This window comes from Arthrobacter sp. zg-Y919, from assembly GCF_030142045.1.
Lineage (GTDB): Bacteria > Actinomycetota > Actinomycetes > Actinomycetales > Micrococcaceae > Arthrobacter_B.
In genome coordinates this window covers 1,076,547-1,103,203 of sequence record NZ_CP126242.1, presented here as the reverse complement: position 1 = coordinate 1,103,203, position 26,657 = coordinate 1,076,547, and the positions used below count along the sequence as shown (strand labels likewise).

19 protein-coding genes and 3 rRNA genes are annotated in these 26,657 nt (G+C 64.5%); 1 reads left to right on the top strand and 21 read right to left on the bottom strand.

Annotated elements, in window-relative coordinates:
• From gltX to QNO10_RS05170, 10 genes are all read right to left on the bottom strand, one after another.
• Nucleotides 1-1,518 (bottom strand): glutamate--tRNA ligase, encoded by a 1,518-nt coding sequence (gene gltX, locus QNO10_RS05215; protein ID WP_229949090.1) that lies wholly within the window; start codon nt 1,516-1,518, stop codon nt 1-3.
• A gap of 39 nt (nt 1,519-1,557) precedes the next feature.
• Nucleotides 1,558-2,160, bottom strand: a complete 603-nt coding sequence (locus QNO10_RS05210; protein ID WP_229949091.1) for a hypothetical protein — start codon at nt 2,158-2,160, stop codon at nt 1,558-1,560.
• Entirely contained in the window at nt 2,160-2,933 is a 774-nt protein-coding gene (locus QNO10_RS05205; RefSeq protein WP_227923562.1) for a fumarylacetoacetate hydrolase family protein, read from the bottom strand. The genes QNO10_RS05210 and QNO10_RS05205 overlap by 1 nt, the downstream gene beginning before the upstream one ends.
• 45 nt (nt 2,934-2,978) lie before the next feature.
• Nucleotides 2,979-3,728 carry a DUF1648 domain-containing protein gene (locus QNO10_RS05200; RefSeq protein WP_229949092.1) on the bottom strand — a complete coding sequence of 250 codons (750 nt, stop codon included), beginning with the start codon at nt 3,726-3,728 and terminating at the stop codon, nt 2,979-2,981.
• 146 nt (nt 3,729-3,874) lie between these two features.
• Nucleotides 3,875-3,991 (bottom strand): 5S ribosomal RNA (gene rrf / locus QNO10_RS05195).
• 273 nt (nt 3,992-4,264) lie between these two features.
• Nucleotides 4,265-7,399 (bottom strand): 23S ribosomal RNA (locus tag QNO10_RS05190).
• A 519-nt stretch (nt 7,400-7,918) separates the two neighbouring features.
• Nucleotides 7,919-9,445, bottom strand: a 16S ribosomal RNA gene (locus tag QNO10_RS05185).
• The 16S, 23S and 5S rRNA genes sit together here, the layout of an rRNA operon.
• A 565-nt stretch (nt 9,446-10,010) precedes the next feature.
• Nucleotides 10,011-11,336, bottom strand: coding sequence for a tyrosine--tRNA ligase (tyrS, locus tag QNO10_RS05180; protein WP_283995898.1), 1,326 nt, complete (start codon nt 11,334-11,336; stop codon nt 10,011-10,013).
• 13 nt (nt 11,337-11,349) lie between these two features.
• Nucleotides 11,350-13,611 carry a HelD family protein gene (locus QNO10_RS05175; RefSeq protein ID WP_229950207.1) on the bottom strand — a complete coding sequence of 754 codons (2,262 nt, stop codon included), beginning with the start codon at nt 13,609-13,611 and terminating at the stop codon, nt 11,350-11,352.
• 149 nt (nt 13,612-13,760) lie between these two features.
• On the bottom strand, nt 13,761-14,315 hold the full coding sequence (locus QNO10_RS05170) for an adenine phosphoribosyltransferase (RefSeq protein WP_229950204.1): 555 nt from the start codon (nt 14,313-14,315) through the stop codon (nt 13,761-13,763).
• A 172-nt stretch (nt 14,316-14,487) separates the two neighbouring features.
• Here QNO10_RS05170 and QNO10_RS05165 point away from each other — a divergent pair, with 172 nt between their 5' ends.
• Nucleotides 14,488-15,480 carry an aldo/keto reductase gene (locus tag QNO10_RS05165; RefSeq protein WP_229950203.1) on the top strand — a complete coding sequence of 331 codons (993 nt, stop codon included), beginning with the start codon at nt 14,488-14,490 and terminating at the stop codon, nt 15,478-15,480.
• A gap of 91 nt (nt 15,481-15,571) precedes the next feature.
• On the opposite strand, the gene QNO10_RS05160 is transcribed toward QNO10_RS05165, so the two are convergent.
• The 11 genes from QNO10_RS05160 to argC all read right to left on the bottom strand — a co-directional run bounded on the left by QNO10_RS05160 (nt 15,572) and on the right by argC (nt 26,600).
• Complete coding sequence (locus tag QNO10_RS05160; protein WP_229950200.1) at nt 15,572-16,249, bottom strand: DNA-3-methyladenine glycosylase; 678 nt, start codon at nt 16,247-16,249, stop codon at nt 15,572-15,574.
• A gap of 58 nt (nt 16,250-16,307) precedes the next feature.
• Nucleotides 16,308-17,165, bottom strand: coding sequence for an SRPBCC domain-containing protein (locus QNO10_RS05155; RefSeq protein WP_229950198.1), 858 nt, complete (start codon nt 17,163-17,165; stop codon nt 16,308-16,310).
• Nucleotides 17,166-17,232: 67 nt separating this feature from the next.
• On the bottom strand, nt 17,233-17,754 hold the full coding sequence (locus QNO10_RS05150; protein WP_229950195.1) for a pyridoxine/pyridoxamine 5'-phosphate oxidase: 522 nt from the start codon (nt 17,752-17,754) through the stop codon (nt 17,233-17,235).
• A gap of 99 nt (nt 17,755-17,853) precedes the next feature.
• Nucleotides 17,854-19,311, bottom strand: coding sequence for an argininosuccinate lyase (argH, locus tag QNO10_RS05145; RefSeq protein ID WP_229950193.1), 1,458 nt, complete (start codon nt 19,309-19,311; stop codon nt 17,854-17,856).
• Between the two features lie 4 nt (nt 19,312-19,315).
• Nucleotides 19,316-20,524: an argininosuccinate synthase gene (locus tag QNO10_RS05140; protein ID WP_229950191.1), complete on the bottom strand. Its 1,209-nt coding sequence runs from the start codon at nt 20,522-20,524 to the stop codon at nt 19,316-19,318.
• Nucleotides 20,525-20,622: 98 nt separating this feature from the next.
• Nucleotides 20,623-21,159 carry an arginine repressor gene (locus QNO10_RS05135; protein WP_229950188.1) on the bottom strand — a complete coding sequence of 179 codons (537 nt, stop codon included), beginning with the start codon at nt 21,157-21,159 and terminating at the stop codon, nt 20,623-20,625.
• Nucleotides 21,156-22,121, bottom strand: coding sequence for an ornithine carbamoyltransferase (gene argF / locus QNO10_RS05130; protein WP_229950185.1), 966 nt, complete (start codon nt 22,119-22,121; stop codon nt 21,156-21,158). The genes QNO10_RS05135 and argF overlap by 4 nt, the downstream gene beginning before the upstream one ends.
• The gene (locus QNO10_RS05125) at nt 22,118-23,440 is read right to left on the bottom strand and encodes an acetylornithine transaminase (protein WP_229950181.1); all 1,323 of its coding nucleotides are present in this window, start codon (nt 23,438-23,440) and stop codon (nt 22,118-22,120) included. Before QNO10_RS05125 ends, argF begins: the two co-directional genes overlap by 4 nt.
• Nucleotides 23,433-24,359 (bottom strand): acetylglutamate kinase, encoded by a 927-nt coding sequence (argB, locus tag QNO10_RS05120; RefSeq protein WP_229950179.1) that lies wholly within the window; start codon nt 24,357-24,359, stop codon nt 23,433-23,435. Before argB ends, QNO10_RS05125 begins: the two co-directional genes overlap by 8 nt.
• Before the next feature lie 13 nt (nt 24,360-24,372).
• Nucleotides 24,373-25,569, bottom strand: a complete 1,197-nt coding sequence (argJ, locus tag QNO10_RS05115) for a bifunctional glutamate N-acetyltransferase/amino-acid acetyltransferase ArgJ (RefSeq protein ID WP_229950177.1) — start codon at nt 25,567-25,569, stop codon at nt 24,373-24,375.
• Nucleotides 25,569-26,600 carry an N-acetyl-gamma-glutamyl-phosphate reductase gene (gene argC / locus QNO10_RS05110; protein ID WP_229950175.1) on the bottom strand — a complete coding sequence of 344 codons (1,032 nt, stop codon included), beginning with the start codon at nt 26,598-26,600 and terminating at the stop codon, nt 25,569-25,571. The genes argJ and argC overlap by 1 nt, the downstream gene beginning before the upstream one ends.
• Nucleotides 26,601-26,657: the final 57 nt, after the last annotated feature.

Sequence of the window (26,657 nt, the reverse complement as noted above, 5' to 3'; positions counted from 1 at the left end):
TTATGCCGCGGCGCGGAAGGTGCGGAGCCGCGCCAGGGAGGAATCGCGGCCCAGGATCACCATGGACTCGAACAGCGGCGGCGAGATCCGGCGTCCCGAGACGGCAGTGCGCACCGGGCCGAACGCCAGCCGCGGCTTGATGCCCATGTCTTCCACGAGGGCCTGCCGCAGGGCGGCCTGGATGTTCTCCGCCGTCCAGTCGGAGACGGATTCGAGGGCCGCCAGCGCGGCGTCGAGCACCTCGGCCAGGTTAGCCGGCAGTCCCTTCCGGGCGTCGTCGGCGACGTCGACGGCGTCGTCGGCCTTGAAGAGGAAGCCGAGCATGTCCGGGGCCTCGCCCAGCAGGGTGATGCGTTCCTGCACCAGGGGTGCGGCCTCGGTCAGGACCTGTTCCTCGCGGGCGGTGAGGGTCTCCCCCACCAGGCCTGCCTGCTGGAGGTACGGGACCAGGCGGTTACGGAAGTCTTCGGCCTCGAGCATCCGTACGTGCGTGCCGTTGATGGCTTCGGCCTTCTTCAGGTCGAAGCGGGCGGGGTTGGCCAGCACATTGTGGATGTCGAAGTTCTCCACCAGCTGGTCGACGGTGAAGATGTCCTCGTCGGCGGACAGCGACCAGCCCAGCAGGGACAGGTAGTTCAGCAGGCCTTCGGGGATGAAGCCGCGCTCCCGGTGCAGGAAGAGGCTGGACTCCGGATCCCGCTTGGAGAGCTTCTTGTTGCCTGCACCCATCACGTAGGGCAGGTGTCCGAACAGGGGCATGTACTTTGCGACGCCGACGTCGATCAGCGCACGGTACAGCGCAACCTGGCGCGGGGTGGAGGACAGCAGGTCCTCGCCGCGCAGGATGTGGGTGATGCCCATGAGTGCGTCATCGACGGGGTTGACCAGCGTGTAGAGGGGTGCACCGTTGGCGCGGACCACGACGAAGTCCGGAACCGTTCCGGCTTTGAAGGTGATCTCGCCGCGCACCAGGTCGGTGAAGGTGATGTCTTCATCGGGCATCCGGACGCGGAGCACCGGCGAGCGGCCTTCGGCGCGGAAGGCTTCGATCTGCTCCGCGGTGAGGTCGCGGTCATAGTTGTCGTAGCCGAGCTTGATGTCGCGTCCGGCCGCGCGGTGGCGCGCTTCGATTTCCTCCGGGGTGGAGTAGGACTCGTAGACGTAACCGGCGTCGCGCAGCTTGGCGATCACGTCCTGGTAGATTTCGCCGCGCTGGGACTGCCGGTACGGTTCGTGCGGGCCGCCCACTTCCACGCCTTCGTCCCAGGTGATGCCGAGCCACTTCAGCGCGTCGAGGAGCTGGAGGTAGCTCTCCTCGCTGTCACGGGCGGTGTCGGTGTCTTCGATCCGGAACACCATGGTGCCCTTGGTGTGCTTGGCGTAGGCCCAGTTGAAAAGGGCGGTCCGGATGAGGCCAACGTGCGGGGTGCCCGTGGGAGACGGGCAGAAGCGCACGCGTACGGGCGTGTCATCGGTGACGGTGGGAAGGTCTGCTAAGGGAGTGGGAGCGTTAGTCATGATGTTTCCCAGTTTAGACTCTTCCCTCCGCGGGGTGCCTTAAGCCGAGTAGGACAGCAGCCAGAGGAAGACTCCACCGCCGGCAAGTGCGCCGGCCGCGGCGGCGGCAAGGTGTGCTGCGGGCTTCCCCCGCCGCAGCCTGGCGGCGAGGGTACCTGCCATGACGGCAGCGATGAGGATCGCCGCCGCAGTTCCCGGCAGCCCCGGGATAAGCAGTGCCGCCGTCGAACCGAGAATGACCAGGACCGCACCGAGCGTGAGGTCCAGCCAGGACCAGTGAGTGAAGGAGTTGGCGATGAGCAGCACGAGGGCTGCAGCCAGCAGGCTGAAAACCGCAGCCGAGAGCGGTAACGGACCGTCCAGCCAAAGGATGAGCCGCTGGAACATAAACGCCAGCGCAGCCGCACCCAGCACTGCAGGCGGAAGCGACGACGGCGGCAGCCGCCGAAGGTCGTTGCGCCGCTGCAGCTGGAAAACCAGGGCTGCCGGGAAGACACCCATCAACAGGGCGGCACCGGCACCCCAGGGCAGGGCGGCATCCGGCGGAAAACCAAGGAACGGAGCGGCCAGGAGGATCAGCGACCAGATGAGCGCAGCCCAGGCTGCGCTCCGGCCGGCCTCCCGGTCCGCTCCGCGGGGCATCAGCTGCGGACGGTGTTGACCAGCCGGCCGATGCCCTCGATGTCGACCTCGAAGCGTTCGCCGTCGCTGATGATGCCGACGCCCGCAGGGGTACCGGTGAGGATGACGTCGCCGGGCAGCAGGGTGAAGGCCTGCGAAACGTAGGACACCAGTTCCTTGACGCCCCAGATCATCGAGTTGGTGTTCCCGTCCTGAACGAGTTCACCGTTCAGGTAGCCGCGGACCGCGGTGTTCTCGGGATCCAACTCGGTTTCAATCCACGGGCCCAGGGGGCAGGAGGTGTCGAAGCCCTTGGCGCGGGCCCACTGGTCGTCGGTGCGCTGGGCGTCACGGGCGGTGAGGTCGTTGGCGCACGTGTAGCCGAAGATCACTTCGTCCACGCGTTCGATCGGGACGTCCTTGCAGATGCGGCCGATGACGACGGCGAGCTCGGCCTCGTAGGACACCTCGTCCGAGAAGGAGGGCAGAACCACGGGATCGTTCGGGCCGATCACCGAGGTGTTGGGCTTGAGGAACATCAGTGGAGCCGGCGGAACGTCGTTGCCCATTTCGCTGGCGTGGTCGGCATAGTTGCGGCCGATGCCCACGACCTTGCTGCGCGGGATGATCGGGGCAAGCAGGCGTACGTCCTCCAGCTTGTGCCGCTCCCCTGTCAGCTGGACGCCCGAAAAGAACGGGTCACCCTTAATGACGGCGATTTCTTCGCTGCCTTCTTCTCCTCCGACCACGCCGAAGGCGGGGTCGCTGTCCTGTACAAATCGAGCAATACGCATGCGTCTAAGCCTAGTGGAGAAACGGACCAAGCCGGCAGGCGGTACCTAGAGGGCCATGAAGACTCCGAAAACAGTCGGAAGGACAACAAAGACCATCAGGAACACAACGACGGCGGTGCGCCCCCTGCGGTTGCCGACATTCACTGTAAGGCCGGTGCCGGATCCGCTGCGCTTGGGTACCAGGATGTGGGGATCATTCGGATCGTTATAGAGGATGCCGCCCACCCACCGTTTATCCTCTTCCTGTTCCTCGGCTGTCGGGTGGACACCGTCCCGCTCAGCCGTTCGACGCGTCCAGCGGCCGGCAGCCGTATAGGAAAGGACCAGGAAGCCAAGGATCAGGGGAATTATCATCAGGGCCGGCCCTGCAGGCACATGGTCGGGGGTCCGCCAGCCGGAAACCGTGAGCCCGCCGATCAGCGCCGCAACCAGGACAGAGGTCCCGCCAAGGGCAGCAACGGTGCCGCGGATCATCCCCTCCCGGCGATACAGCTCCCAGTCGGACGGATCCTTATCCGGCAGGATCATGGCGGGTATGGCGGCGGACACCACAGCCAGGAGGACGCTTATGCCGGCGCCCATCAGCAGGGGCATATACACGGTGCCGAAGGACTTCGTGTCCCACTCGTCCGGACGGCCGCCGCCGCCCCAGTGGGTCGGGATGGTTTCCGGCAGGGAATCGTAAATCGTGGTTCCGTAGGCAAAACACGAAGCAAGCACAAGGACGGCGGCCACATGCGGCAGCCAAAGCGCCGCCCGGGTGCCAGTGATTTTTATCGCAGTATCGGATCCCATCCCACAAACCTATCCGGGCCGGTGGCTTAAACAGGTCAGGCCCGCACCCCTGGCGGGAGAAATCTGGCCGGGTTAGGCCCGGCGGGTTAAAGAGGAAGAGCCCGTACCAGCACTGGTACGGGCTCTCACCTTGTTATTCAAATATTGTCCGGCGGTGACCTACTCTCCCACATCCTCCCGGATGCAGTACCATCGGCGCTGTGGGTCTTAGCTTCCGGGTTCGGAATGGGACCGGGCGTTTCCCCCACGCTATGACCGCCGTAACCCTGCTACCCGCACCCCCGCAAAGCGGGGTGGGGAAAACCATGGTTACAGCACGTCCCGGAACCCCTATCACGCCAAAAAGACGCTGCAAGGGTGCCGGCAGTGCGGTAAAAAAGGTGAACCAACCCCCCGGACAAGGGAGTGGGTTCGGTTCCTACGGCAACAACACGGGTTGTTGTCCGGGAACCACATAGTGGACGCAAGCAGCATGATCTTCAACACCCTTTATACTTTGACGGACCGTTTGAAGTCGTGTCCGTCCAGGTGTTGTTGTGGTGTAAGTTATCGGCCTATTAGTACCGGTCAGCTTCACGGGTCTTTAGTCCCCGCTTCCACATCCGGCCTATCAACCCAGTGGTCTGGCTGGGGGCCTCTCACACACAAGGTGTATGGAAATCTCATCTCGAAGCGGGCTTCCCGCTTAGATGCTTTCAGCGGTTATCCCATCCGAACGTAGCTAATCAGCGGTGCACTTGGCAGTACAACTGACACACCAGAGGTTCGTCCGTCCCGGTCCTCTCGTACTAAGGACAGCCCTTCTCAAATTTCCTGCGCGCGCAGCGGATAGGGACCGAACTGTCTCACGACGTTCTAAACCCAGCTCGCGTACCGCTTTAATGGGCGAACAGCCCAACCCTTGGGACCTACTCCAGCCCCAGGATGCGACGAGCCGACATCGAGGTGCCAAACCATGCCGTCGATATGGACTCTTGGGCAAGATCAGCCTGTTATCCCCGAGGTACCTTTTATCCGTTGAGCGACGGCCATTCCACAATGTACCGCCGGATCACTAGTCCCGACTTTCGTCCCTGCTCGAGATGTCTCTCTCACAGTCAAGCTCCCTTGTGCACTTACACTCGACACCTGATTGCCAACCAGGCTGAGGGAACCTTTGGGCGCCTCCGTTACTCTTTAGGAGGCAACCGCCCCAGTTAAACTACCCATCAGGCACTGTCCCTGACCCGGATTACGGGCCGAAGTTAGATATCCAGTATGACCAGAGTGGTATTTCAACGATGACTCCACCCGAACTGGCGTCCGGGTCTCACAGTCTCCCACCTATCCTACACAAGCCACACCGAACACCAATACCAAACTATAGTAAAGGTCTCGGGGTCTTTCCGTCCTGCTGCGCGTAACGAGCATCTTTACTCGTACTGCAATTTCGCCGAGTTTATGGTTGAGACAGCGGGGAAGTCGTTACTCCATTCGTGCAGGTCGGAACTTACCCGACAAGGAATTTCGCTACCTTAGGATGGTTATAGTTACCACCGCCGTTTACTGGGGCTTAAATTCCCAGCTTCGCCCGTAAGGGCTAACCGGTCCTCTTAACCTTCCAGCACCGGGCAGGAGTCAGTCCGTATACATCGTCTTGCGACTTCGCACGGACCTGTGTTTTTAGTAAACAGTCGCTTCCCCCTGGTCTCTGCGGCCCCGATCCCCTCCGGACAGCAAGTGTCCATCAAGGTTGGGGCCCCCCTTCTCCCGAAGTTACGGGGGCATTTTGCCGAGTTCCTTAACCATAATTCTCTCGATCGCCTTAGTATTCTCTACCTGATCACCTGTGTCGGTTTGGGGTACGGGCGGCTGGAACCTCGCGCCGATGCTTTTCTAGGCAGCATAGGATCACCGGATCCCCCCGTGAGGGGGTCCCGTCGGATCTCAGGTTCGTCATCCAAGACACCGTGACGGATTTACCTATCACGGACCCTACGTCCTTAGACCAGGTCTACCATCGCCTGGCCCGGCTACCTTCCTGCGTCACACCTGTTAATACGCTTACCTCCCAGGATCAGGTCCCGTGCTCGGCCAAAACCCTCACACCACAAGGGTGATCGGGCAGGCTCCGGACGGTTAGTGTCCCCTGCTTGGTATGGGCGGTTCTTCGCCGGTACGGGAATATCAACCCGTTGTCCATCGACTACGCCTGTCGGCCTCGCCTTAGGTCCCGACTTACCCAGGGCAGATTAGCTTGACCCTGGAACCCTTGATCATTCGGCGGACGGGTTTCTCACCCGTCTTTCGCTACTCATGCCTGCATTCTCACTCGTGTAGGCTCCACCGCTGGTTTCCACCGCGGCTTCACTGCCCACACGACGCTCCCCTACCACTCCAGACGACTGAACCACGAAGGCTTATCTAATATCTGAAATCCACAACTTCGGCGGTGTACTTGAGCCCCGCTACATTGTCGGCGCGGAATCACTTGACCAGTGAGCTATTACGCACTCTTTCAAGGGTGGCTGCTTCTAAGCCAACCTCCTGGTTGTCTGGGCAACTCCACATCCTTTCCCACTTAGCACACGCTTAGGGGCCTTAGTTGGTGGTCTGGGCTGTTTCCCTCTCGACTATGAAGCTTATCCCCCACAGTCTCACTGCTGCGCTCTCACTTACCGGCATTCGGAGTTTGGCTGACGTCAGTAACCTTGTAGGGCCCATTAGCCATCCAGTAGCTCTACCTCCGGTAAGAAACACGCAACGCTGCACCTAAATGCATTTCGGGGAGAACCAGCTATCACGGAGTTTGATTGGCCTTTCACCCCTACCCACAGCTCATCCCCTCCATTTTCAACTGAAGTGGGTTCGGTCCTCCACGACGTCTTACCGTCGCTTCAACCTGGCCATGGGTAGATCACTCCGCTTCGGGTCTAGATCACGCCACTGCATCGCCCTATTCAGACTCGCTTTCGCTACGGCTTCCCCTCACGGGTTAACCTCGCGACGTAACACTAACTCGCAGGCTCATTCTTCAAAAGGCACGCTGTCACAGCTACAAGGCTGCTCCAACGGTTTGTAGGCACACGGTTTCAGGTACTATTTCACTCCCCTCCCGGGGTACTTTTCACCTTTCCCTCACGGTACTTGTCCGCTATCGGTCATCAGGGAGTATTTAGGCTTACCAGGTGGTCCTGGCAGATTCGCACGGGATTTCTCGGGCCCCGTGCTACTTGGGATCCTCTCCAAGCGGCAGCATACATTCCGGTTACGGGGCTAACACCCTCTACGGCCTGGCTTTCAAACCAGTTCACCTATGCACCTGCACTCACTTCACCGATCCGGCAGAATCGGTACGGAAAGTCCCGCAACCCCAGTGATGCAACGCCCGCCGGCTATCACACACCACTGGTTTAGCCTCTTCCGCGTTCGCTCGCCACTACTAACGGAATCACTGTTGTTTTCTCTTCCTGTGGGTACTGAGATGTTTCACTTCCCCACGTTCCCTCCACGCACCCTATGTGTTCAGATGCGGGTCACCCGGTCACTCGCGCGCCGGGCGGGGTTTCCCCATTCGGACATCCTGGGATCAAAGTTCGGTTATCAACTCCCCCAGGCTTATCGCAGATTCCTACGTCCTTCTTCGGCTCCTGATGCCAAGGCATCCACCGTGTGCCCTTAAAAACTTGACCACTAAGATCAATTTATTATCGCTATCGAGAAAACCACGGTCTCACCAGGCACCCTGACGGGCACCCGGATCTACCAGGTTTTTCTGAAATTGCACTTAATATTTTAAGATGCTCGCGTCCACTATGTAGTTCTCAAACAACAACCCCGTCACACCCATCCCCGCACCGGACAACCCCGCAAAGGGTGTCAGTGATACGGTTCCGGCCTGCGCAGGAACAAACAGAAACAAACCAGTTACCCGCGAACCCCCGCCCCGAAAGGGGAAGGAACAACGGGTGCCTGTTGCTTCAGGACCCAACAGTGTGCCAAACGACGAACCGGACCCACACGGTAACAGGAGGTTTTCCAGGAACCCCGAAGGGAACGTACTGGCCTCTGAAACCGGCATGCCGGCGCCTATCCATTGATATTCCACCCTTGAGCACCCACCGGAGAACATATGTCTCCGATATGGGCATCTCCTGCAGGGCACACCACCCACACTGTGGAAGGCAATGCCACCCTGAGGTGCTCCTTAGAAAGGAGGTGATCCAGCCGCACCTTCCGGTACGGCTACCTTGTTACGACTTAGTCCCAATCGCCGGTCCCACCTTCGACGGCTCCCTCCCCAAGGGGTTAGGCCACCGGCTTCGGGTGTTACCAACTTTCGTGACTTGACGGGCGGTGTGTACAAGGCCCGGGAACGTATTCACCGCAGCGTTGCTGATCTGCGATTACTAGCGACTCCAACTTCATGAGGTCGAGTTGCAGACCTCAATCCGAACTGAGACCGGCTTTTTGGGATTAGCTCCACCTCACAGTATCGCAACCCTTTGTACCGGCCATTGTAGCATGCGTGAAGCCCAAGACATAAGGGGCATGATGATTTGACGTCGTCCCCACCTTCCTCCGAGTTGACCCCGGCAGTCTCCTATGAGTCCCCGCCATAACGCGCTGGCAACATAGAACGAGGGTTGCGCTCGTTGCGGGACTTAACCCAACATCTCACGACACGAGCTGACGACAACCATGCACCACCTGTAAACCGGCCACAAGTGGGGGACCTGTTTCCAGGCCTTTCCGGTTCATGTCAAGCCTTGGTAAGGTTCTTCGCGTTGCATCGAATTAATCCGCATGCTCCGCCGCTTGTGCGGGCCCCCGTCAATTCCTTTGAGTTTTAGCCTTGCGGCCGTACTCCCCAGGCGGGGCACTTAATGCGTTAGCTACGGCGCGGAAAACGTGGAATGTCCCCCACACCTAGTGCCCAACGTTTACGGCATGGACTACCAGGGTATCTAATCCTGTTCGCTCCCCATGCTTTCGCTCCTCAGCGTCAGTTAATGCCCAGAGACCTGCCTTCGCCATCGGTGTTCCTCCTGATATCTGCGCATTTCACCGCTACACCAGGAATTCCAGTCTCCCCTACATCACTCTAGTCTGCCCGTACCCACTGCAGACCCGGGGTTGAGCCCCGGGCTTTCACAGCAGACGCGACAAACCGCCTACGAGCTCTTTACGCCCAATAATTCCGGATAACGCTTGCGCCCTACGTATTACCGCGGCTGCTGGCACGTAGTTAGCCGGCGCTTCTTCTGCAGGTACCGTCACTTTCGCTTCTTCCCTGCTGAAAGAGGTTTACAACCCGAAGGCATTCGTCCCTCACGCGGCGTCGCTGCATCAGGCTTCCGCCCATTGTGCAATATTCCCCACTGCTGCCTCCCGTAGGAGTCTGGGCCGTGTCTCAGTCCCAGTGTGGCCGGTCACCCTCTCAGGCCGGCTACCCGTCGTCGCCTTGGTGGGCCATTACCCCAACCAACAAGCTGATAGGCCGCGAGTCCATCCAAAACCGCATAAAGCTTTCCACGGACCGCCATGCGGTGGTCCGTTGTATCCGGTATTAGACCCGGTTTCCCAGGCTTATCCCGAAGTCAGGGGCAGGTTACTCACGTGTTACTCACCCGTTCGCCACTAATCATTCTGTGCAAGCACAGAAGTCATCGTTCGACTTGCATGTGTTAAGCACGCCGCCAGCGTTCATCCTGAGCCAGGATCAAACTCTCCGTAAATGTGTTACAGACACAGTCCGGGGACCAAGGAAAATTGGTCGTCCGTCCTGCACTAAATTCGAAACCGGCTAAAAAAACCGTCCCATACCCACGGGGTGGGCGGAAACGGCCTGTTCAACCAATCAATATAAATAAATTGGTATCAATAAACTTGGCACACTATTGAGTTCTCAAACAACAGACGCAATCCGAAAATACTCGGGAAAACAAATGTTTTCCTTTTCTTCTTCGCTGCAATGTTTATATATCTTATTCCATTCCGGCGTTTTCCGCAATTCGCGGTATCCGTGATCCGGACCACCGTGAAAAGCGTTTCCGCCGTTCCGGACCCAGCACTCACCGGAGTCTTTTCCACCGTCCCCGTGAAGGGCGCACTGGTTGGACTCTGTTTTGTGATGGGGTTTGGCCGCCATGCTCGGGCGCTTTTCCAGCGTCCCGGCCGCGGCGACTCATGCAACTTTACACACCGGTTCCGGTCCTTGCAAACCGGATCGGGGTGATCCGCCGCACAGCCTCCGGGGCCGGCCTTCAGCCCCTCATATGCCTCCCGAAGGAAGCATTAAAACTATACGGCGGAGACCTCGACGGTTGCAAGGTTCCGCTTGCCGCGGCGCAGCAGCAGGTACTTGCCGTGCAGCAGGTCCTCCCCGCCCAGCACGGCGTCGGCGTCGGCGACCTTGACGTTGTTGACGTAGGCACCGCCGTCGGCGACCGTGCGGCGTGCCTCCGACTTGCTGCCGGAAAGGCCGGAAGCAACCAGCAGGTCGATAATCCCCAGGGATTCCCGCGACACGGTGACGGCCGGCAGCTCCGCAGTGGCCGCTTTCAAGGTGCCCTCATCCAGGTCCCGGACCTCACCCTGGCCAAACAGTGCAGCCGAAGCGGCAATGGCCTTGTCGGTTGCTTCGGTCCCGTGGATCAGCGACGTCACGTCGTACGCCAATGCACGCTGGGCCTCACGCCGGTGCGGTGCTTCTGCAACAGCGCGGGCCAGTTCCTCGATCCGTGCCCGGCTCATAAAGGTAAAGACCTTCAGCCGGTTCACCACGTCCGCGTCGGACGTATTGAGCCAGAACTGGTACATGGCGTACGGGCTGGTCATGGTGCCGTCGAGCCAGACCGCGTTGCCTTCGCTCTTGCCGAACTTGGTGCCGTCGCTGTTGGTGATCAGCGGCGTGCCCAGCGCGTGGACTGTCTTACCCTCGACCTTGCGCACCAGTTCGGTGCCGCTGGTCAGGTTGCCCCACTGGTCCGAACCGCCTGTTTCAAGCACGCAGTTGTAGTTGCGGAAGAGTTCCAGGTAGTCCATGCCCTGCAGGACCTGGTAGCTGAACTCGGCGTAGCTGATGCCTTCGTCGGAGTTCAGCCGGGAGGAGACAATCTCCTTCTTGATCATCGTGCCCACCCGGAAGTGCTTGCCGATGTCCCGCAGGAAGTCGATGGCGCTCATCGGAGCGGTCCAGTCCAGGTTGTTCACCATGCGTGCGGCATTGCTGCCCTCGAAGCTGAGGAAACGCTGCACCTGTCCCTGCAGGTAGCCGACCCACTCGCCGACGGTTTCCTTGGTGTTCATGGTGCGTTCCGCCGTCGGACGCGGGTCACCGACCAACCCGGTGGAACCGCCCACGAGCGCCAGCGGCCGGTGGCCGGCCAGCTGCAGCCGGCGCATGGTCAGGAGCTGGACCAGGTTGCCCAGGTGAAGGCTCGGCGCCGTCGGGTCGAAGCCGCAGTAATACGTGATCGGCTCCCCGGCGAGGAGCTTTTCCAGCTCCGCCTCATCGGTGGAGACCTGGATCAGGCCCCGCCACTTGAGCTCCTGCCAGATGTTGGCGAAGGAGGAATCGTTCTGCTGGGCGCCGAGGCCCTCGGGGTTCTCGATATTGTCTGACACGCCTTCTAAATTATCAGTCTTCGGGAATACCTGCCGGGATCCCGTTGGCTGCGATCAGACGCAGCCGCTGGGTGGGGCGGGTCATGGCCACATACAGGTCGCCGACCTTGCCGGCGGCCGCGGTCAGCAGTTCGGACGGTTCCAGGATGACGACGCCGTCGAACTCCAGGCCCTTTGCCTCCCGCGGAGACGTCACGACGATGTCCTGCTCCAGGCCGCCTGCACCGGATCCCACGCGCGCACCGTAGGCCTGGGTCAGCGCCCGGCGGACGTCGGGAAGGCGGTGGTCTTCGGCGATAACGGCCAGGAGGCCGCCGTCGAGCGCTTCCAGATCCTCGGGCAGGGTGTCCAGCAGACGCTGGATGAGCCCGCCCTCGGCAACCTCATCGAGGAACGGCGCCCAGCGGCCCTCGCGGACCGCCTTCGGAGCGGAAACCACGAGTCCGGCCGCGTTGGCCATCCGCACAGCTGCCTCGGCAATCTGTGCCGGGGTGCGGTAATTCACTGTCAGTTCCTCCAGCGTCCACCGCTCCCCCACGAAGGGATCCAGTGCGGCCTGCCAGGACGTTGCCCCGGCCGCCGAGCTGGTCTGGGCAATGTCGCCGACCACGGTGAAGGACTTCAGCGGGCAGCGGCGCATCAGCAGCCGCCACTGCATGGCGGAAAGCTCCTGCGCCTCGTCGACCACGATGTGCCCGAAGGCCCAGGTCCGGTCGACGGCGGCACGGTCGGCGGCGGTCAGCCGCTGCTCCCCCACCGCGTTGTGGTCCGCCAGGTCCTCGGCGGACAGGATGCCGTGGGCGCCGGAGTCCTCGAGGAATCCCTCAGTGTTCGCAATGGCACTTTCGGCGTTGGCAAGGTCACGCTTGCGCTGTTCCTCACGGAGGGCGGTTTCCCGGCCTGCGGAGGCGTCCAGTTCGCCGAGGAGTTCGGCGGCTTCGTCCAGCAGCGGCACGTCGGATTCGGTCCAGGGTGCGTCGGGGCTGCGGCGCAGCAGGTCCAGCTCCTCGTCGGACAGCTGCGGTGCGGCCGCTTCCAGGTGCCCGGGCTTGCTGAACAGTTCCGTGATGAGCTTTTCGGGGGTGAGCGGCATCCAGCACAGGTTCAGGGCCACGCGCACGTCGCGGGCGCTGCGGACGTCCTCGGCGAGGTAGGCGCGGTCGGTGCTGTTGCCGGCGCCGGCGGATTCCTCGAGCTGCTCGGTCATCTGCTCGGTCAACTCGCGCAGCAGGATCTTCACGAAGGTCACGCGGGCCTCGTTGTGCGGCTTGCCGGTGGCGCGGGCCTTGTCCCGGGCGCGCTGCACCTGCTTGGGCGTCAGCGTGAGGATGGTGCCCTCGACGTTGAGCTTGCGCGGCTCGCGCGGCAGGCGCTGCCGGTTGGCAACCGCGCGGGCGACGACGTCGGCCATGTACAGCCGGCCCTTCACCTCGGCGGTGGCGGGGTCCTCTTCATGGGTGGCGGTGATGCCCGGCATCAGCTGTCCGAGGCTGGACATCACGACGCCGGTCTCGCCCAGCGACGGCAGCACGCGTTCGATGTACCGGATGAAGGCATTGGAGGGTCCCACCAGCAGCACGCCGGCGGACTTCAGCCGTTCGCGGTGGGTATAGAGGAGGTAGGCGGCGCGGTGCAGTGCCACGGCGGTTTTGCCCGTGCCCGGACCGCCCTGCACCACCAGGGTGCCGGAAAGGGGTGCCCGGATGATGCGGTCCTGTTCGGCCTGGATGGTGCCGACAATGTCGGACATCTGTCCGGTCCGCTTCGAGTTCAGTGCCGCGAGCAGCGCGCCTTCGCCCTGCAGCGCTGCCTCGTCCTCGAGCATGGAGTAGTCCAGCACATCGTCCTCGATGGCCTGCACGTCGCGGCCCTTCAGGATCAGGTGCCGGCGCCGCCGCACGCCCTGGCGCTCAAAGGCGGTGGCCTGGTAGAACGTGCCGGCTTCGGGGGCGCGCCAGTCGACCATCAGGCGCTGCAGCTCCGCCGTCGACAGGCCGATGCGGCCGATGTAGCGTTCCTCGCCGTCGTCGAGGTCCAGGCGGCCGAAAACGAGCCGGTCGTCCACGGCGTTCAGCTGCGCGAGGCGGTCCTCGTACATGGTGGCGAAGGCATCCCGCTCGGAACGGTTCTGGTGGGAACCCGAGGCTTGGCTGCGCCGGATCGCGGCCAGCTGCTCCCGCTTTTCCTCACGCAGCTCATCGAGGCGTGAGTACAGACCGGCGACGTACTGACGCTCGTGTTCCAGCTCGTTGGAAGCCGAAGGTGTTTCAGGCATGTTCGCGTTCCCTCTCGCAAAGGCAGAGCGTCAATCTTACAGTGCATTTGCACTTTTGCAGGTCACTAATGTATGCGGTTTCTCTCTCAGCTGCTGCCTGCGAGGAACGCGTGTCGTGGGCCGGCACCGCGGGGCAGGCCCGCCGGTGCCTAGTAACGGACCAGCGCGGTGACGGGAGTCTCGCCGAGGCGGTCCCGTCCACCGAGATCGCCCAGCTCCAGCACGACGCCGAATCCGGCCACTTCCGCGCCTGCCTTGCGGATCAGGCGGGCAGCCGCACCGAGGGTTCCGCCCGTGGCCAGGACGTCGTCGAGGATCAGGACGCGGGAGCCCACGGGCATATCGTCGCGGTGCAGTTCCAAGGCGCCCTCGCCGTATTCCAGGGAGTAGCTCTCGGAGAAGACCTCACGCGGCAGCTTGCCGGGCTTGCGGACCGTGATGACACCCTTGCCGGAGGCGTAGGCAGCGGCTGCGGCCAGGAGGAAGCCACGGGCTTCGACGCCTGCCACGAAATCGAACTGGCCCTCGAACGGGGCGATGAGGGCATCCACGACGCCACGGAGGGCCGGGCCGTCCGCAAAGACCGGGGTCAGGTCCCGGAAGACAATTCCGGGCTGGGGGTAATCGGGAATGACTGCGCCCAGGCGATCGATGGTTTGTTCAATGGACTCGTGGTTAACCGGTTCTGCCGGGGCATCTTTCACCCGTCCACCTTACCCGCTCAGGGGCTGGCCTCCCACGGCCCGCCGGGGCGCTGTGGCACTTGTCTCGCCCCGGCGTACCGGAATAAAGGACAAAGTGCGGAGGTTGCCAATTGGCGGGCTGCTTCGAAAGAGCCCGGAATTTTGCCGCACCAACAGTCAAGGATTTCAACACATGGCTAACCTGCACGAAGTGCTCAAGAACAAAATCGGATTCGGCACGGCTCCGCTGGGAAACATGTTCCGTGACATTCCCCAGGACGAGGCGCTGGCAACAGTTGAAGCCGCCTGGAACGAAGGCATCCGCTACTTCGACACCGCGCCCTTCTACGGAGCCGGTCTTGCGGAATCCCGCCTGGGCGAAGTCCTCTCCCAGCACAACCGCGACGAGTATGTGCTCAGCACCAAAGTGGGACGGCTGATCCTGGACGAGGAAGAGGAGAAGAGCCCCGGCCTCTTCACCCACGGGCGTTCGAACAAGATCGCCACGGACTACACCACGGATGCGACCCTGCGGTCGATCGAGGAGAGCCTGAAGCGGCTGAAGACGGACCGTCTGGACTTTGTCTTCATCCATGACACGTCCCGGGACTTCCTCGGCGATGAGTGGGTAGCCAAGTTCAACGAGGCCAGGACCGGCGCGTTCCGGGTTCTCGCCCGGCTCCAGGACGAGGGCGTCATCAACGGCTGGGGCCTCGGCGTTAACACCACCGAACCAATCGAGCTGGCCATGGACATGGACGAGGCTGCTCCTACCATGAGCCTCTCCGCCACCCAGTACACGCTGCTGCAGCACGAGCGTGCCCTGCAGCGCATGATGCCCAAGGCGCAGGAGCTGGGCGTTGGCATTATTGTCGGTGGACCCTTCAACTCCGGTGCCCTGCTGGGCGGCGACAAGTTCGATTACGCCGAGATTCCCCCGGAGGTCAAGGCACGTATCGCCGAGCTGGGCTCGGTAGCCGGGCGGCACGACGTGAGCCTGAAGGCTGCTGCCCTGCAGTTCTCCGCTGCCCACCCCGCTGTCGCTGCAGTCATCCCGGGCTCAAGCCGGCCCGGACGCGTGGCAGAGGATGTCGCGGCCATGAAGGCCGAGATTCCGGGGGCGTTCTGGGACGAACTGCTGGAAAAGAAGCTTATTTCCGCGCAGGCTCCGCTTCCGCGCTCCTAGCTTTTAGCTTTTATCTTCACGGCTTGAAAGCTTCACGGACGGCGTTCAGGGTTTCCCTGAACGCCGTTCTGCGTTTAATGTGCGTTTGGTTTTAATGTGCGCTTGCCCGCGCTGCCTTCGACGGCTGCAGGACGGTAGCTCCCGCCGCGGGCCGGGGGCGCGTCTTCGCGGGCCGGTATTTGGACACGGTGGGATCCCCCGTCAGCCAGTACCGCCAGGGGTAGTCGTCCGTTCCTCCGGGGCCGCTGACGCCTACGCGTGGTCCGGTGGAGATCCGGTCCGCACTGACGGGCTCGGCGGGCAGGGCAAGATGCAGCGGCTGCGCGAACAGGTCCGCGCCGTCCAGCGGCCGGGCGATCCCCAGCGCCTGCGCCAGCCGGGCCGGGCCACGGGCGAGGTCCAATGCCGTGCGGGGGTTTCCGCGGCGCACTGCGGCGATGTCGGCTCCCTCAACGATCTCGCCCGCACGCAGCAGCAGTCCGGTGGCTTCCCCTTCGGCTCCGCAGACCACGTTTGCGCAGTAGTGCATGCCGTAGGTGAAGTACACGTACAGGTGCCCGGCGGGACCGAACATTGTCGCGTTGCGGGCGGTCTGGCCGCGGAAGGCATGGGAGCCCGGATCGGCGTCGCCCATGTAGGCCTCCACCTCGGTGATGCGTACGCCCACCCGTTCGCCGTCGACGTCGTGGGTCAGCACTGCGCCCAGCAGGTGGCGGGCCGCCTCCGTGGCAGGCACGGCCAGACGGTGCCGGTCATTCGAAAAAGCCATACTCCGACGTTAGCAAGAAGACCCGGGGCGGTTTTTCAGGGTGGGCCCGGCTGCCCGTTCAGGCGTCCGCTGCGGAACTGCCGTAAAACTCCTTCAGTGCGGCCAACCTGCGGGAACTGGGGTGCCAGGGATCGCCTGCGAGGTGGTCTCCGGCAGCATCCAGGGCCTGGTGCCAGGCGGCGAGCACGCCGGATGCCTCGTCCGGTTCACCGTTCCCGCCGGTCACCGGTTGCCGGACGACGACGCGCACCCGCCCGCCGTCGTCGGCAATGTCGACGGAGGCTTCCCCGCCGACCCCCAACTCCGCTGCCGTACGGTCCAGTGCGCTGCGGACTTCATCGACGGGTGCGTTGTACCAGCGCTCGATGACGATCCCGGCAGTATCCACGTGTCCCATGGTTGGCGAAACGTCGAATTGCTCCGCGTAGGCGTCGCGGAGTGCCTGCCATTGGTCCACGGACGCGCGGTCGGGTTCCCGGCCGGCGGCCACGTCGTCAAAGGCTTCCAGGATTCCCTGCCAGCCTGCGGCTCCTTCCGTGAGGAAATCCGCGCTGGTCTCGTGCGTACGGAACTGCAGCAGGGCGCCGTCGGAGGTTTCCAGCACCTGCCAGTCAAGGACCGATTCGTCCCCCAGCGGGTCTTCCCAGCTGAACTGCAGGCTGAGTCCCGGGCTCATCTGCAGCACGGTTCCGGTCACCGCGGCGTTCCCCATGTCCAGCCGGTATTCCTTGCCGAGCTGCCAGCCGGGAGTGACCATGCCGAGCCAATGGGCGACCTTGTCCGTGTTGGTCAGAACGTCCCAGATGTGGGCTGCGGGAAAATCAAGCCGGCGCTCAAAGGCCAAGGTGTAGCCGTCTGGTCGGCGCTCGATCCGCCCGGTGGGGACGGGGGTTTTGGCGGGGCTGGACTCGGTCATGGCGTGTCCTCCTGGGGTCGTTTCAAGGGTAGCTTCGACGGGTGCGACGCCGGGAGGGGCAGGTGTCTTAGAACGCCATCTGATGCCGGATGTGATGCCGGTCCGCCCGGGCCTGCCAGAATTCGATCTCCCGCGGCTTCAGCGCATACAGCTGCCATGTCGGGTTCGGGCTTCCGTCCGACGCCGGACGGGCGTCCCAGTCGGCGGCCGACGCTTCAGAGGACAGCTGCACAACGTCCCCGGCCACCCGGATCTGGCGGCCCAGTTCCGGCCAGTAGAAGTTCATCGCAGCGTTTGGATTCTGCGCCAGTTCCCCGCCTTTGCGCGAGGCGCGGGAGGTGGCGAACTGCCAGCCGCCGTCGTCGTCGATGTCCTTGAGAATGAGCATCCGGGAGGAAACACGCCCGCCGGCGTCCGCGGTTGCGAGGGAAAACGCATGCGGCTGCCGCACCCCGGCGGCCAGCGCACCCTCCAGCCAGAGGCGGAACAACTCCACGGGGTCCCCCGGCGCCGCAGCCGGATCGAAGGACGGCAGGTCCTCGGGAAAGTCCGGCAGGGCACGCAGCCGGGCCCGGAAGGAATCATTCATGGCGCCCAGCCTAACCGTCGCCCGCGGTACGGGAACGGACCCCGGGGAAACTCCCCCCGGGGTCCGTCCTGTTCCAGGTCCGCCGCAGTGTCGGCGGAATCAGCCGACGTAGCCGCGGACCTCGCCGATCTGCCGGGTCAGCTCCGCCAACTGCAGCTCCACAGCGGACCGGGCGGTGCCGCCCTGGGAACTGCGGCTGTCCAGCGACCCCTCGGTACTGAGTACGGAGCGCACATCCGGCGTCAGGTGCGGTGAAATGCCGGCATAGTCGTCGTCGGTCAGGTCCCACAGTTCGACGCCGCGGCCCTCGGCCAGCTGGACGGCGGACCCGGAGAGTTCGTGCGCCTCACGGAACGGCACACCCTGGCGGACCAGCCACTCGGCAATGTCGGTGGCCAGCGCAAAGCCCTGCGGTGCCAGGGACTGCATCCGCTCTGTGTTGAACTTCAGGGTCGCGATCATTCCGGACACTGCCGGGAGCAGGATTTCGAGGGTGTCGGCAGCGTCGAAGACCGGTTCCTTGTCTTCCTGCAGGTCCCGGTTGTACGCCAGCGGAAGGCCCTTCAGGGTGGCCAGCAGCCCGGCAAGGTCGCCGATCAGACGTCCGGCCTTGCCGCGGGCAAGTTCGGCAACATCGGGATTCTTCTTCTGCGGCATGATCGAGGACCCGGTGGAGTACGCGTCATCGAGCGTGACGAAGGAGAATTCCTTGGTGGCCCACAGGATGATGTCTTCGCTGACGCGGGAAAGGTCGACGCCGATCATGGCGGCCACCCAGGAGAACTCCGCGTAGACATCTCGTGCGGCCGTCCCGTCCAGGGAGTTCCAGACCGCGGAGTCGAAGCCCAGCTCGGCAGCCACCGCGTTCGGATCCAGTCCCAGCGAGGAACCCGCCAGGGCGCCGGAACCGTACGGAGAGACTGCCGCCCGCTTGTCCCAGTCCGCCAGCCGCTGCACATCGCGCAGCAGGGACCAGGCGTGGGCCAGCAGGTGGTGGCTGAGCAGGATGGGCTGCGCATGCTGCAGGTGGGTGCGTCCGGGCATGGCCACCCCGAGGTTCGCCTGCGCCTGGCCCACCAGGGCATCGATAACGGACACAACGCCGGCGCCGATGATCCGGGCGTGGTCGCGCAGGTACATCCGGCCCAGTGTTGCGATCTGGTCGTTGCGGGACCGGCCGGCACGGAGCTTGCCGCCCAGCTGCGGGCCGGCCCGTTCGATCAGGCCGCGTTCCAGGGACCCGTGGACGTCCTCGTCGGACTCGGCCGGAACGTAGGCGCCGGACTTTACGTCGGCGTCGAGCCGGTCCAGGGCCGCGAGCATGCCCTCCAACTCGCCGTCGTCGAGCAGGCCGGCCTTGTGCAGCACCCGGGCGTGGGCGCGGGAGCCGGCGATGTCATAGCCGGCAAGCCGCCAGTCGAAGTGGGTGGATTTGCTCAGCGCCGCAAGGGCGTCTGCGGGACCGCCGGCGAACCGGCCGCCCCACAGGGCACCCTGGACGGTGGGCCCGGGGGTCCCGGTTCCCGCTGCTTCGCCTGGCGACGTGCCGTCTGTCATCTGCTTACTTACCTTCTGCTAGGCGCTGGTCGCGGCCGGAGGCCACCTTGGAGGACATCCCGAACAGCTCGATGAAGCCGCGGGCCATGGACTGGTCGAAGCTGTCACCGGTGTCGTAGGTGGCCAGGTTGAAGTCGTACAGCGACGACTCGGAGCGGCGGCCGGTGACCACGGGGCGTCCGGAGTCGAGGGTCATCCGGATGTCGCCGGAGACGTACTTCTGGGTGTCCCCAATGAACGCGTCAAGGGACTGCTTCAGCGGGGAGAACCACTGGCCGTCGTAGACCAGCTCGGTCCAGCGCTGGCCGACCGTCTTCTTGAACCGGGCCTGCTCGCGCTCCACCGTGACATTTTCCAGTTCGCGGTGCGCAGCCATCAGTGCCATGGCACCGGGGGCTTCGTAGATTTCGCGGCTCTTGATGCCCACGAGGCGGTCTTCGACAATGTCGATCCGGCCGATGCCCTGGGCGCCGGCGCGGCGGTTCATTTCCTCGATGGCCTGCAGCGGGGTGACGGGCTTGCCGTCAATCGCGACCGGGACGCCTTCCTTGAACGTGATGACGACTTCATCCGGGGCGGAAGCCGACGCCGGATCGGAGGTGTACTCGTACACGTCCGGGGTGGGGCCGTTCCAGATGTCTTCGAGGAAGCCGGTCTCCACGGCACGTCCCCAAACATTGGCGTCAATGGAGAACGGGTTCTTCTTGGTGGTGACGATCGGCAGGTTCTTCTCCTCGGCAAAGGCGATGGCCTTGTCGCGGGTCAGGGCAAGGTCGCGGACCGGTGCAATGCACTTCAGGTCCGGGCCCAGGGTCTGGATACCGACCTCGAAGCGCACCTGGTCATTGCCCTTGCCGGTGCAGCCGTGGGAGACGGTCGTGGCGCCGAACTGGCGGGCGGCAGCCACCAGGTGCTTCACGATCACGGGACGCGAGAGCGCCGAAACCAGCGGGTAGGCATCCATGTAGAGGGCGTTGGCCTTCAGCGCCGGCATGCAGTACTCGGTGGCGAATTCCTCGCGGGCATCTGCCACATAGGCTTCCACGGCGCCGCAGTCCAGGGCCCGCTGGCGCACGGTCTCCAGGGACTCGCCGCCCTGCCCTACGTCAACAGCCACGGCGATGACTTCAGCGCCGGTTGCCTCGGCAATCCAGCCAATGGCTACTGACGTATCCAGGCCACCGGAATAGGCCAGAACAATACGTTCGCTCACGGATTTTGCTCCTCTTGCATTGATTGCGGCCCGTACGGGCCGCTGGTTGGTTCAGGATGAAAGTTTTTGGTTCGGGTTCGCTGCAGCGTGGGCCGGTGCTACAGGATCCGGCTCTCGGGGGCGGACCCGTTGTTGCTGGCCTCATCGGCGATCCGCAGGAACCGTGCGGCCAGGTCGGGGCCGCCGTCGGGGTCCCGCGTCACCATCATCACGGTGTCGTCACCGGCGATGGTGCCCAGAACTGAGGGAAGCACCGAATGGTCGATGGCGAGGGCCAGGAAGTTCGCAGCTCCGGGCGGAGTGCGCAGCACCACGATATTCGCGGAGGCCTCGGCCGTGACGAGTAGTTCGCCGCACAGCCGGGCCAGCCGCGCATCGAGGACTTCCTGGGTTACTCCCGATTTGGGCGCGCGCTCTCCGCCCTCAGACGGGACGGCGTAGACCAGTGCCCCATCCTTGCCGCGCATACGCACGGCCCCGAGTTCCACCAGGTCGCGGGAGAGCGTCGCCTGCGTGACCTGCACGCCGTCGCCGGCCAGCAGGGCGGCAAGTTCAGCCTGCGACCGGACGGACAAACCGGTCAGGAGGCTGCGGATGCGCGCCTGGCGCGCGGTCTTCGTTGCCGGCATGGTCATGACCGCACCTCCGGAGCCTCGGTGATGCCTGACTGCGCCATGAGCCAGACCATCAGCGCCTTCTGTGCGTGCAGGCGGTTCTCTGCCTCGTCCCAGACCACGGACTGCGGCCCGTCAAGCACGTCGGCGGAAATTTCGTAGCCGCGGTAGGCGGGGAGGCAGTGGAGCACGACGGCGTCTTCCGCGGCTGCTGCCATGGCATCGGCGTCCACGGCGTAGCTGCGGAACAGTTCCTGCCGGGCTGCCTTTTCTGCTTCCTGGCCCATGGATACCCAGGTGTCGGTGGCGACGACGTCGGCGCCGGCCAGGGCTTCAACGGCATCGGTGGTGATGGTGACGGACCCGCCGGTTTCGTCGGCGCGGGCCGCGGCGGCGTCGACAATCCGCGGATCCGGCAGGTAGCCCAGCGGACCGGCCACCCGGACGTGCATACCGGCGGTGACACCGGCAAGCAGGTAGGAGTTGGCCATGTTGTTGGCGCAGTCGCCGAGGTAGGCGAGGGTGAGGCCGGCGAGCCTGCCCTTGTGTTCGCGGATGGTCATCAGGTCGGCAAGCAGCTGGCAGGGGTGGTAATCGTCCGACAGTGCGTTGATCACCGGAACCGAGGAGTTGGCGGCCATCTCCTCCAGACCGGACTGTGCGTAGGTCCGCCAGACGATGGTGGAAACCATGCGTTCGAGCACCTTGGTGGTGTCCGCGACGCTCTCCTTGTGTCCGAGCTGGGACTCCCCCGCACCGATGATCAGCGGCACGCCGCCCAGGTCCGAGATGCCGGCGGCGAAGGACACCCGGGTCCGGGTGGAGGTCTTGTCGAAGATGACGGCAACGGTTTTGCGGCCGGTGGATTCACCGGCATACGGCTGGTGCGTGTAGCGGTCCTTCTTCAAGGCGTCGGCCAGATCCAGGACTTCGGCCTGTTCCGCCTGGGTGAGGTCGGTGTCGACCAGGAAATGACGGGTCATGGTTTTCCTTCGGTGGTTGTGCCGGCGGTGCTGGGGGTGGTGCTGGGGGTGGTGCTGGGGGTGGCCGCACTGGGGGATGTTCCGGAAGCCGATGTCCGGACCGAGTGCAGGATACCGGGCAGGGCCGCCAGGAACGTACCGGCCTGTTCTGCGGTGAGGATCAGCGGAGGCGCGAGCCGCAGCGTTGCCGGCCCGGTGCTGTTGATGATGTAACCGGCTTCCAGGGCGGCGGCGACGGCGGCGGGAGCGACGTCGTCGCGCAGCTCGATGCCGATGAGGAGGCCCTCCCCCCGGACCTCGGCCACGGAGTCCATCGCGGCCAGTTCCCGGCGCAGGTACTCGCCCGTGGCACGCACGCTGGCCAGCACATCCTGCGACTCCAGAACGGACAGGGTCGCCAGGGCCGCCGCGGCGGCCACCGGATTGCCGCCGAAGGTGGTGCCGTGCATTCCCGCGGCCAGCAGGCCGGACGGCCCGCCGCCGAAGGTGATCAGTGCGCCGACGGGGAATCCGCCGCCGAGTCCCTTGGCCAGCGTCATGGCATCCGGGAGCACACCTTCGGACGCGAACCACTTTCCGGTGCGGCCGATTCCCGTCTGCACCTCGTCAATAACGAGCAGCGCACCGGCAGCACGGGTGGCCTCGCGGGCCGCCTGCAGGTAGCCGGCGGGGAGCATCCGCACGCCCGCCTCGCCCTGGATCGGCTCCAGGAACACGGCGGCCACGGTCTCGTCCACCGCGGCGACCAGCGCGTCGATGTCGCCGAACGGAAGGTGTTCCACTCCGCCGGGCAACGGCTCGAACGGTTCCCGGTAGGCGGGCTTGGCTGTGAGCGCCAGGGCTCCCATGGTCCGGCCGTGGAAGGCTCCCTCAAGGGCCAGGATCCGGGTGCGGCCCGGACCGGAATTGCGCCGGGCCAGCTTGAAGGCGGCCTCGTTGGCTTCCGTACCCGAGTTCGCGAAGAAGACCTTGGACCCCTGCGGGGCACCTGCGAGCGCCAGCAGCCGTTCGGCGAGCTGTATCTGGGCAGGACTGGTGAAGAAGTTGGAGATGTGGCCGAGCGTGCCGAGCTGCTCGGACACCGCGGCGACGAGGGCGGGATGGGCATGGCCCAGGGCGTTGACGGCAATCCCGCCCAGGAGGTCGAGGTACTGCTTTCCGTCCGCGTCCTGGACATAGCAGCCGCTGCCGCGCACGAGTACGCGCTGCGGAGCGCCGAAGACGCCCATCAGGGAGGAATCGTAGCGCTCCAGCCATTCGCCCTGGCCGTCCGCAGCTGCGGTGCCGGGCTGCGGCAGCTGGCTTTCGGGGTTACTCATGACCGTCCTCCGGTACTACTTGGGTACCGATTCCGGCTTCGGTGAAGATTTCCAGGAGCATGGAGTGGGCCATCCGTCCGTCCACCACGGCGGCACGGTCCACCCCGCCGTCCACAGCAGCCAGGCAGGCGTTCATTTTGGGGATCATTCCGGCTTCGAGGTCCGGCAGCATGGCCCTCAGCTCTCCCGTGGTCAGGGAGGAGATCAGCGAGGACTTATCCGGCCAGTCGCCGTAGAGGCCCTCTACATCGGTGAGCACCACCAGGCGCGAGGCGCCCAGCGCTACCGCCAGCGCGGAGGCAGCCGTGTCCGCATTGACGTTAAGCACCTGTCCGGTGGTGCCGCCGTCGGCGTTGATCTCCGGCGCCACCGTACTGATCACCGGGATCCGTCCGGCGGCAATGATGTCCTGGATGGCCCCGGGGTTGACCCCCACGACTTCCCCGACCAGGCCGAGGTCCACTTCCACGCCGTCCACTACGGCGCCGGTGCGGACCGCCTCCAGCAGGCCTCCGTCCTCACCGGAGAGTCCGACGGCGTAGGGACCATGCGCGTTGAGCAGTCCGACGAGCTCTCGGCCCACCTGGCCGGTCAGGACCATGCGTACGGCATCCATGGCTTCGGGAGTGGTGACCCGCAGGCCGCCGCGGAATTCGGAGGCGATCCCGAGCCGGTCAAGCAGCGCGCTGATTTGGGGGCCTCCACCGTGGACGACCACCGGGTGTACCCCTGCATGGTGGAGGAACACAATGTCCTCCGCAAAGGCCTTCCGGAGCTCGTCATTGACCATGGCGTTGCCGCCGTACTTGATGACCATGGTGGTGCCGGCGAAGCGCTGGATCCAGGGCAGCGCCTCGACCAGCGTTGCCGCTTTGTCCTGTGCGCGCAGCCGTTCTCCGGCCGCTGCTGGTGTGATCATGCCTATCCCCCGGTCAGCTGCTGTACGCAGAGTTCTCGTGGACGTAATCCGTGGTGAGATCGTTCGTCCAGATGGTGGCGCTTTCGGTCCCGGCATGCAGGTCGATTTCGACGCTGACCGCCCGCGGGGACAGGTCGACGCCCTCCCGGGGATCGCCGATCCCGCCGTTCCGGCAGACCTGCACTCCGTTGATGGTGACGTCGATCCGGTCCGGTTCGAACGCTGCATCGGTGGTGCCGACGGCGGACAGCACCCGGCCCCAGTTGGGATCGTTGCCGAAGATGGCGGTCTTGAAGAGGTTGGAGCGGGCGACGGCGCGCGATGCCGCCTCGGCGTCGGCCACGGTGGCGGCGTTGACCGTGGTGACGGCGATGTCGTGGCTGGCACCCTCGGCGTCGGTGATCAGCTGCTGAGCCAGGGAGAAGCAGACCTCCGTGAGTCCGCTGCTGAAGGCGCCGGCATCCGGTGCCGCACCCGAGGCGCCGGAAGCCAGCAAGACCACGGTGTCGTTGGTGGACATGCAGCCGTCCGAGTCGGTGCGGTCGAAGGTGACGGCCGTGGCAGTCCGGAGGGCGGTATCCAGGGCCGGGGCGGCAAGGTCGGCGTCGGTGGTCAGGACCACCAGCATCGTGGCCAGTCCGGGAGCAAGCATGCCCGCACCCTTGGCCATTCCTCCGATCCGGTAGGTCCGGCCCGCACCGTCAGTACCCGTGAACACAGCCTGCTTGGGCACGGTATCGGTGGTCATGATGGCATGCGCGGCGTCGGCACCCGTGTCGGCGGACAAGGCGCCGGCCGCCGCTTCAACGCCGGAGAGAAGCTTGTCCATCGGCAGCTGGACGCCGATCAGGCCGGTGGAGCAGACCAGGACATCGGAGGCGCTCAGCCCCAGGAGTCCGGCCGTCTTTTCCGCGGTGGCGTGGGTGTTCTGGAATCCCTGCGGGCCGGTGCAGGCATTCGCGCCGCCGGAGTTAAGGACCACGGCGTCGGCCCGTCCATCGGAGACCGCCTGCCGGGACCACAGCACCGGGGCTGCGGTGATCCGGTTGCGGGTGAACACGGCGGCTGCTGCCTTGGACGGACCGTCGTTGACCACCAGGGCGACGTCGCGGCCGCCGGAGTCCTTCAGACCCGCAGCCACCCCGGCGGCGCGGAAGCCTGCCGGGGCGGTGATACCCGTGGTGCTGCCGATCGTTGATTCGACACTCATTACGGTGCCACCCCCTGCTGCGTCAGTCCCGCGGTTTCTTCCAGGCCGAGGGCAATGTTCATGGACTGCACGGCGCCGCCGGCGGTTCCCTTGTTGAGGTTGTCGATGACGCAGCTGACGATTACCCGGCGAGCATGGGCGTCGTAGGCCAGCTGCATCACGGCGTAGTTGGAGCCGACCACCATTTTGGTGGCGGGCCACTGTCCTTCGGGCAGGACACGGACAAAATGTTCCCCGGCGTACGCCTGTTCCCACGCGGCGCGCAGGGCGCCGGCGTCGATCCCGGGGCGGACCTTGGCGGTGGCCGTGGTCAGGATGCCGCGGGCCATCGGCGCGAGCGTGGGCGTGAAGGACACGGCGACGGACTCGCCGGCGGCCGCGGACAGGCCCTGTTCGATTTCGGGGGTGTGCCGGTGGCTGCCGCCCACTCCGTATGGGCTCATGCCGCCCAGGACCTCAGAGCCCAGCAGGTGCGGCTTGGCGGCCTTGCCGGCACCCGAGGTGCCGGAGGCCGAAACGATGACGACGTCGTCCGGTTCCAGCAGCCCGGCGGCGAAGCCGGGAGCCAGGGCGAGCAGGGAGCTTGTGGGGTAGCAGCCGGGGACCGCGATGCGGCGGGCGCCCTTGAGCCGGCTGCGGTGGCCCGGCAGTTCGGGCAGGCCGTAGGGCCAGGTGCCGGCATGCGGGGAACCGTAGAACTTTTCCCACGCCAGCGGATCCTCGAGCCGGTGGTCGGCACCGGCGTCGATCACCAGGGTGTCCGGATCCAGCTGCGCCGCGATGGCCGCGCTGGCCCCGTGCGGCAGGGCGAGGAAGACGACGTCGTGTCCGGACAGGGTCTCGACGGTGGTTTCCTCCAGCACCCGGTCGGCCAGGGAATGCAGGTGCGGCTGCAGCTCCCCCAGCCGGCTGCCGGCGTTGCTGTGGGCGGTGATGGCGCCGATGGCCACCTCCGGATGGCCGGCCAGCAGGCGCAGCACTTCGCCGCCGGCATAGCCGCTGGCACCGGAGACCGCTACGGAAATCGTCATGCCTTCACCCTACAGCACATTTATGCAGTGTCACCAATATTTATGCAAACAGTATGA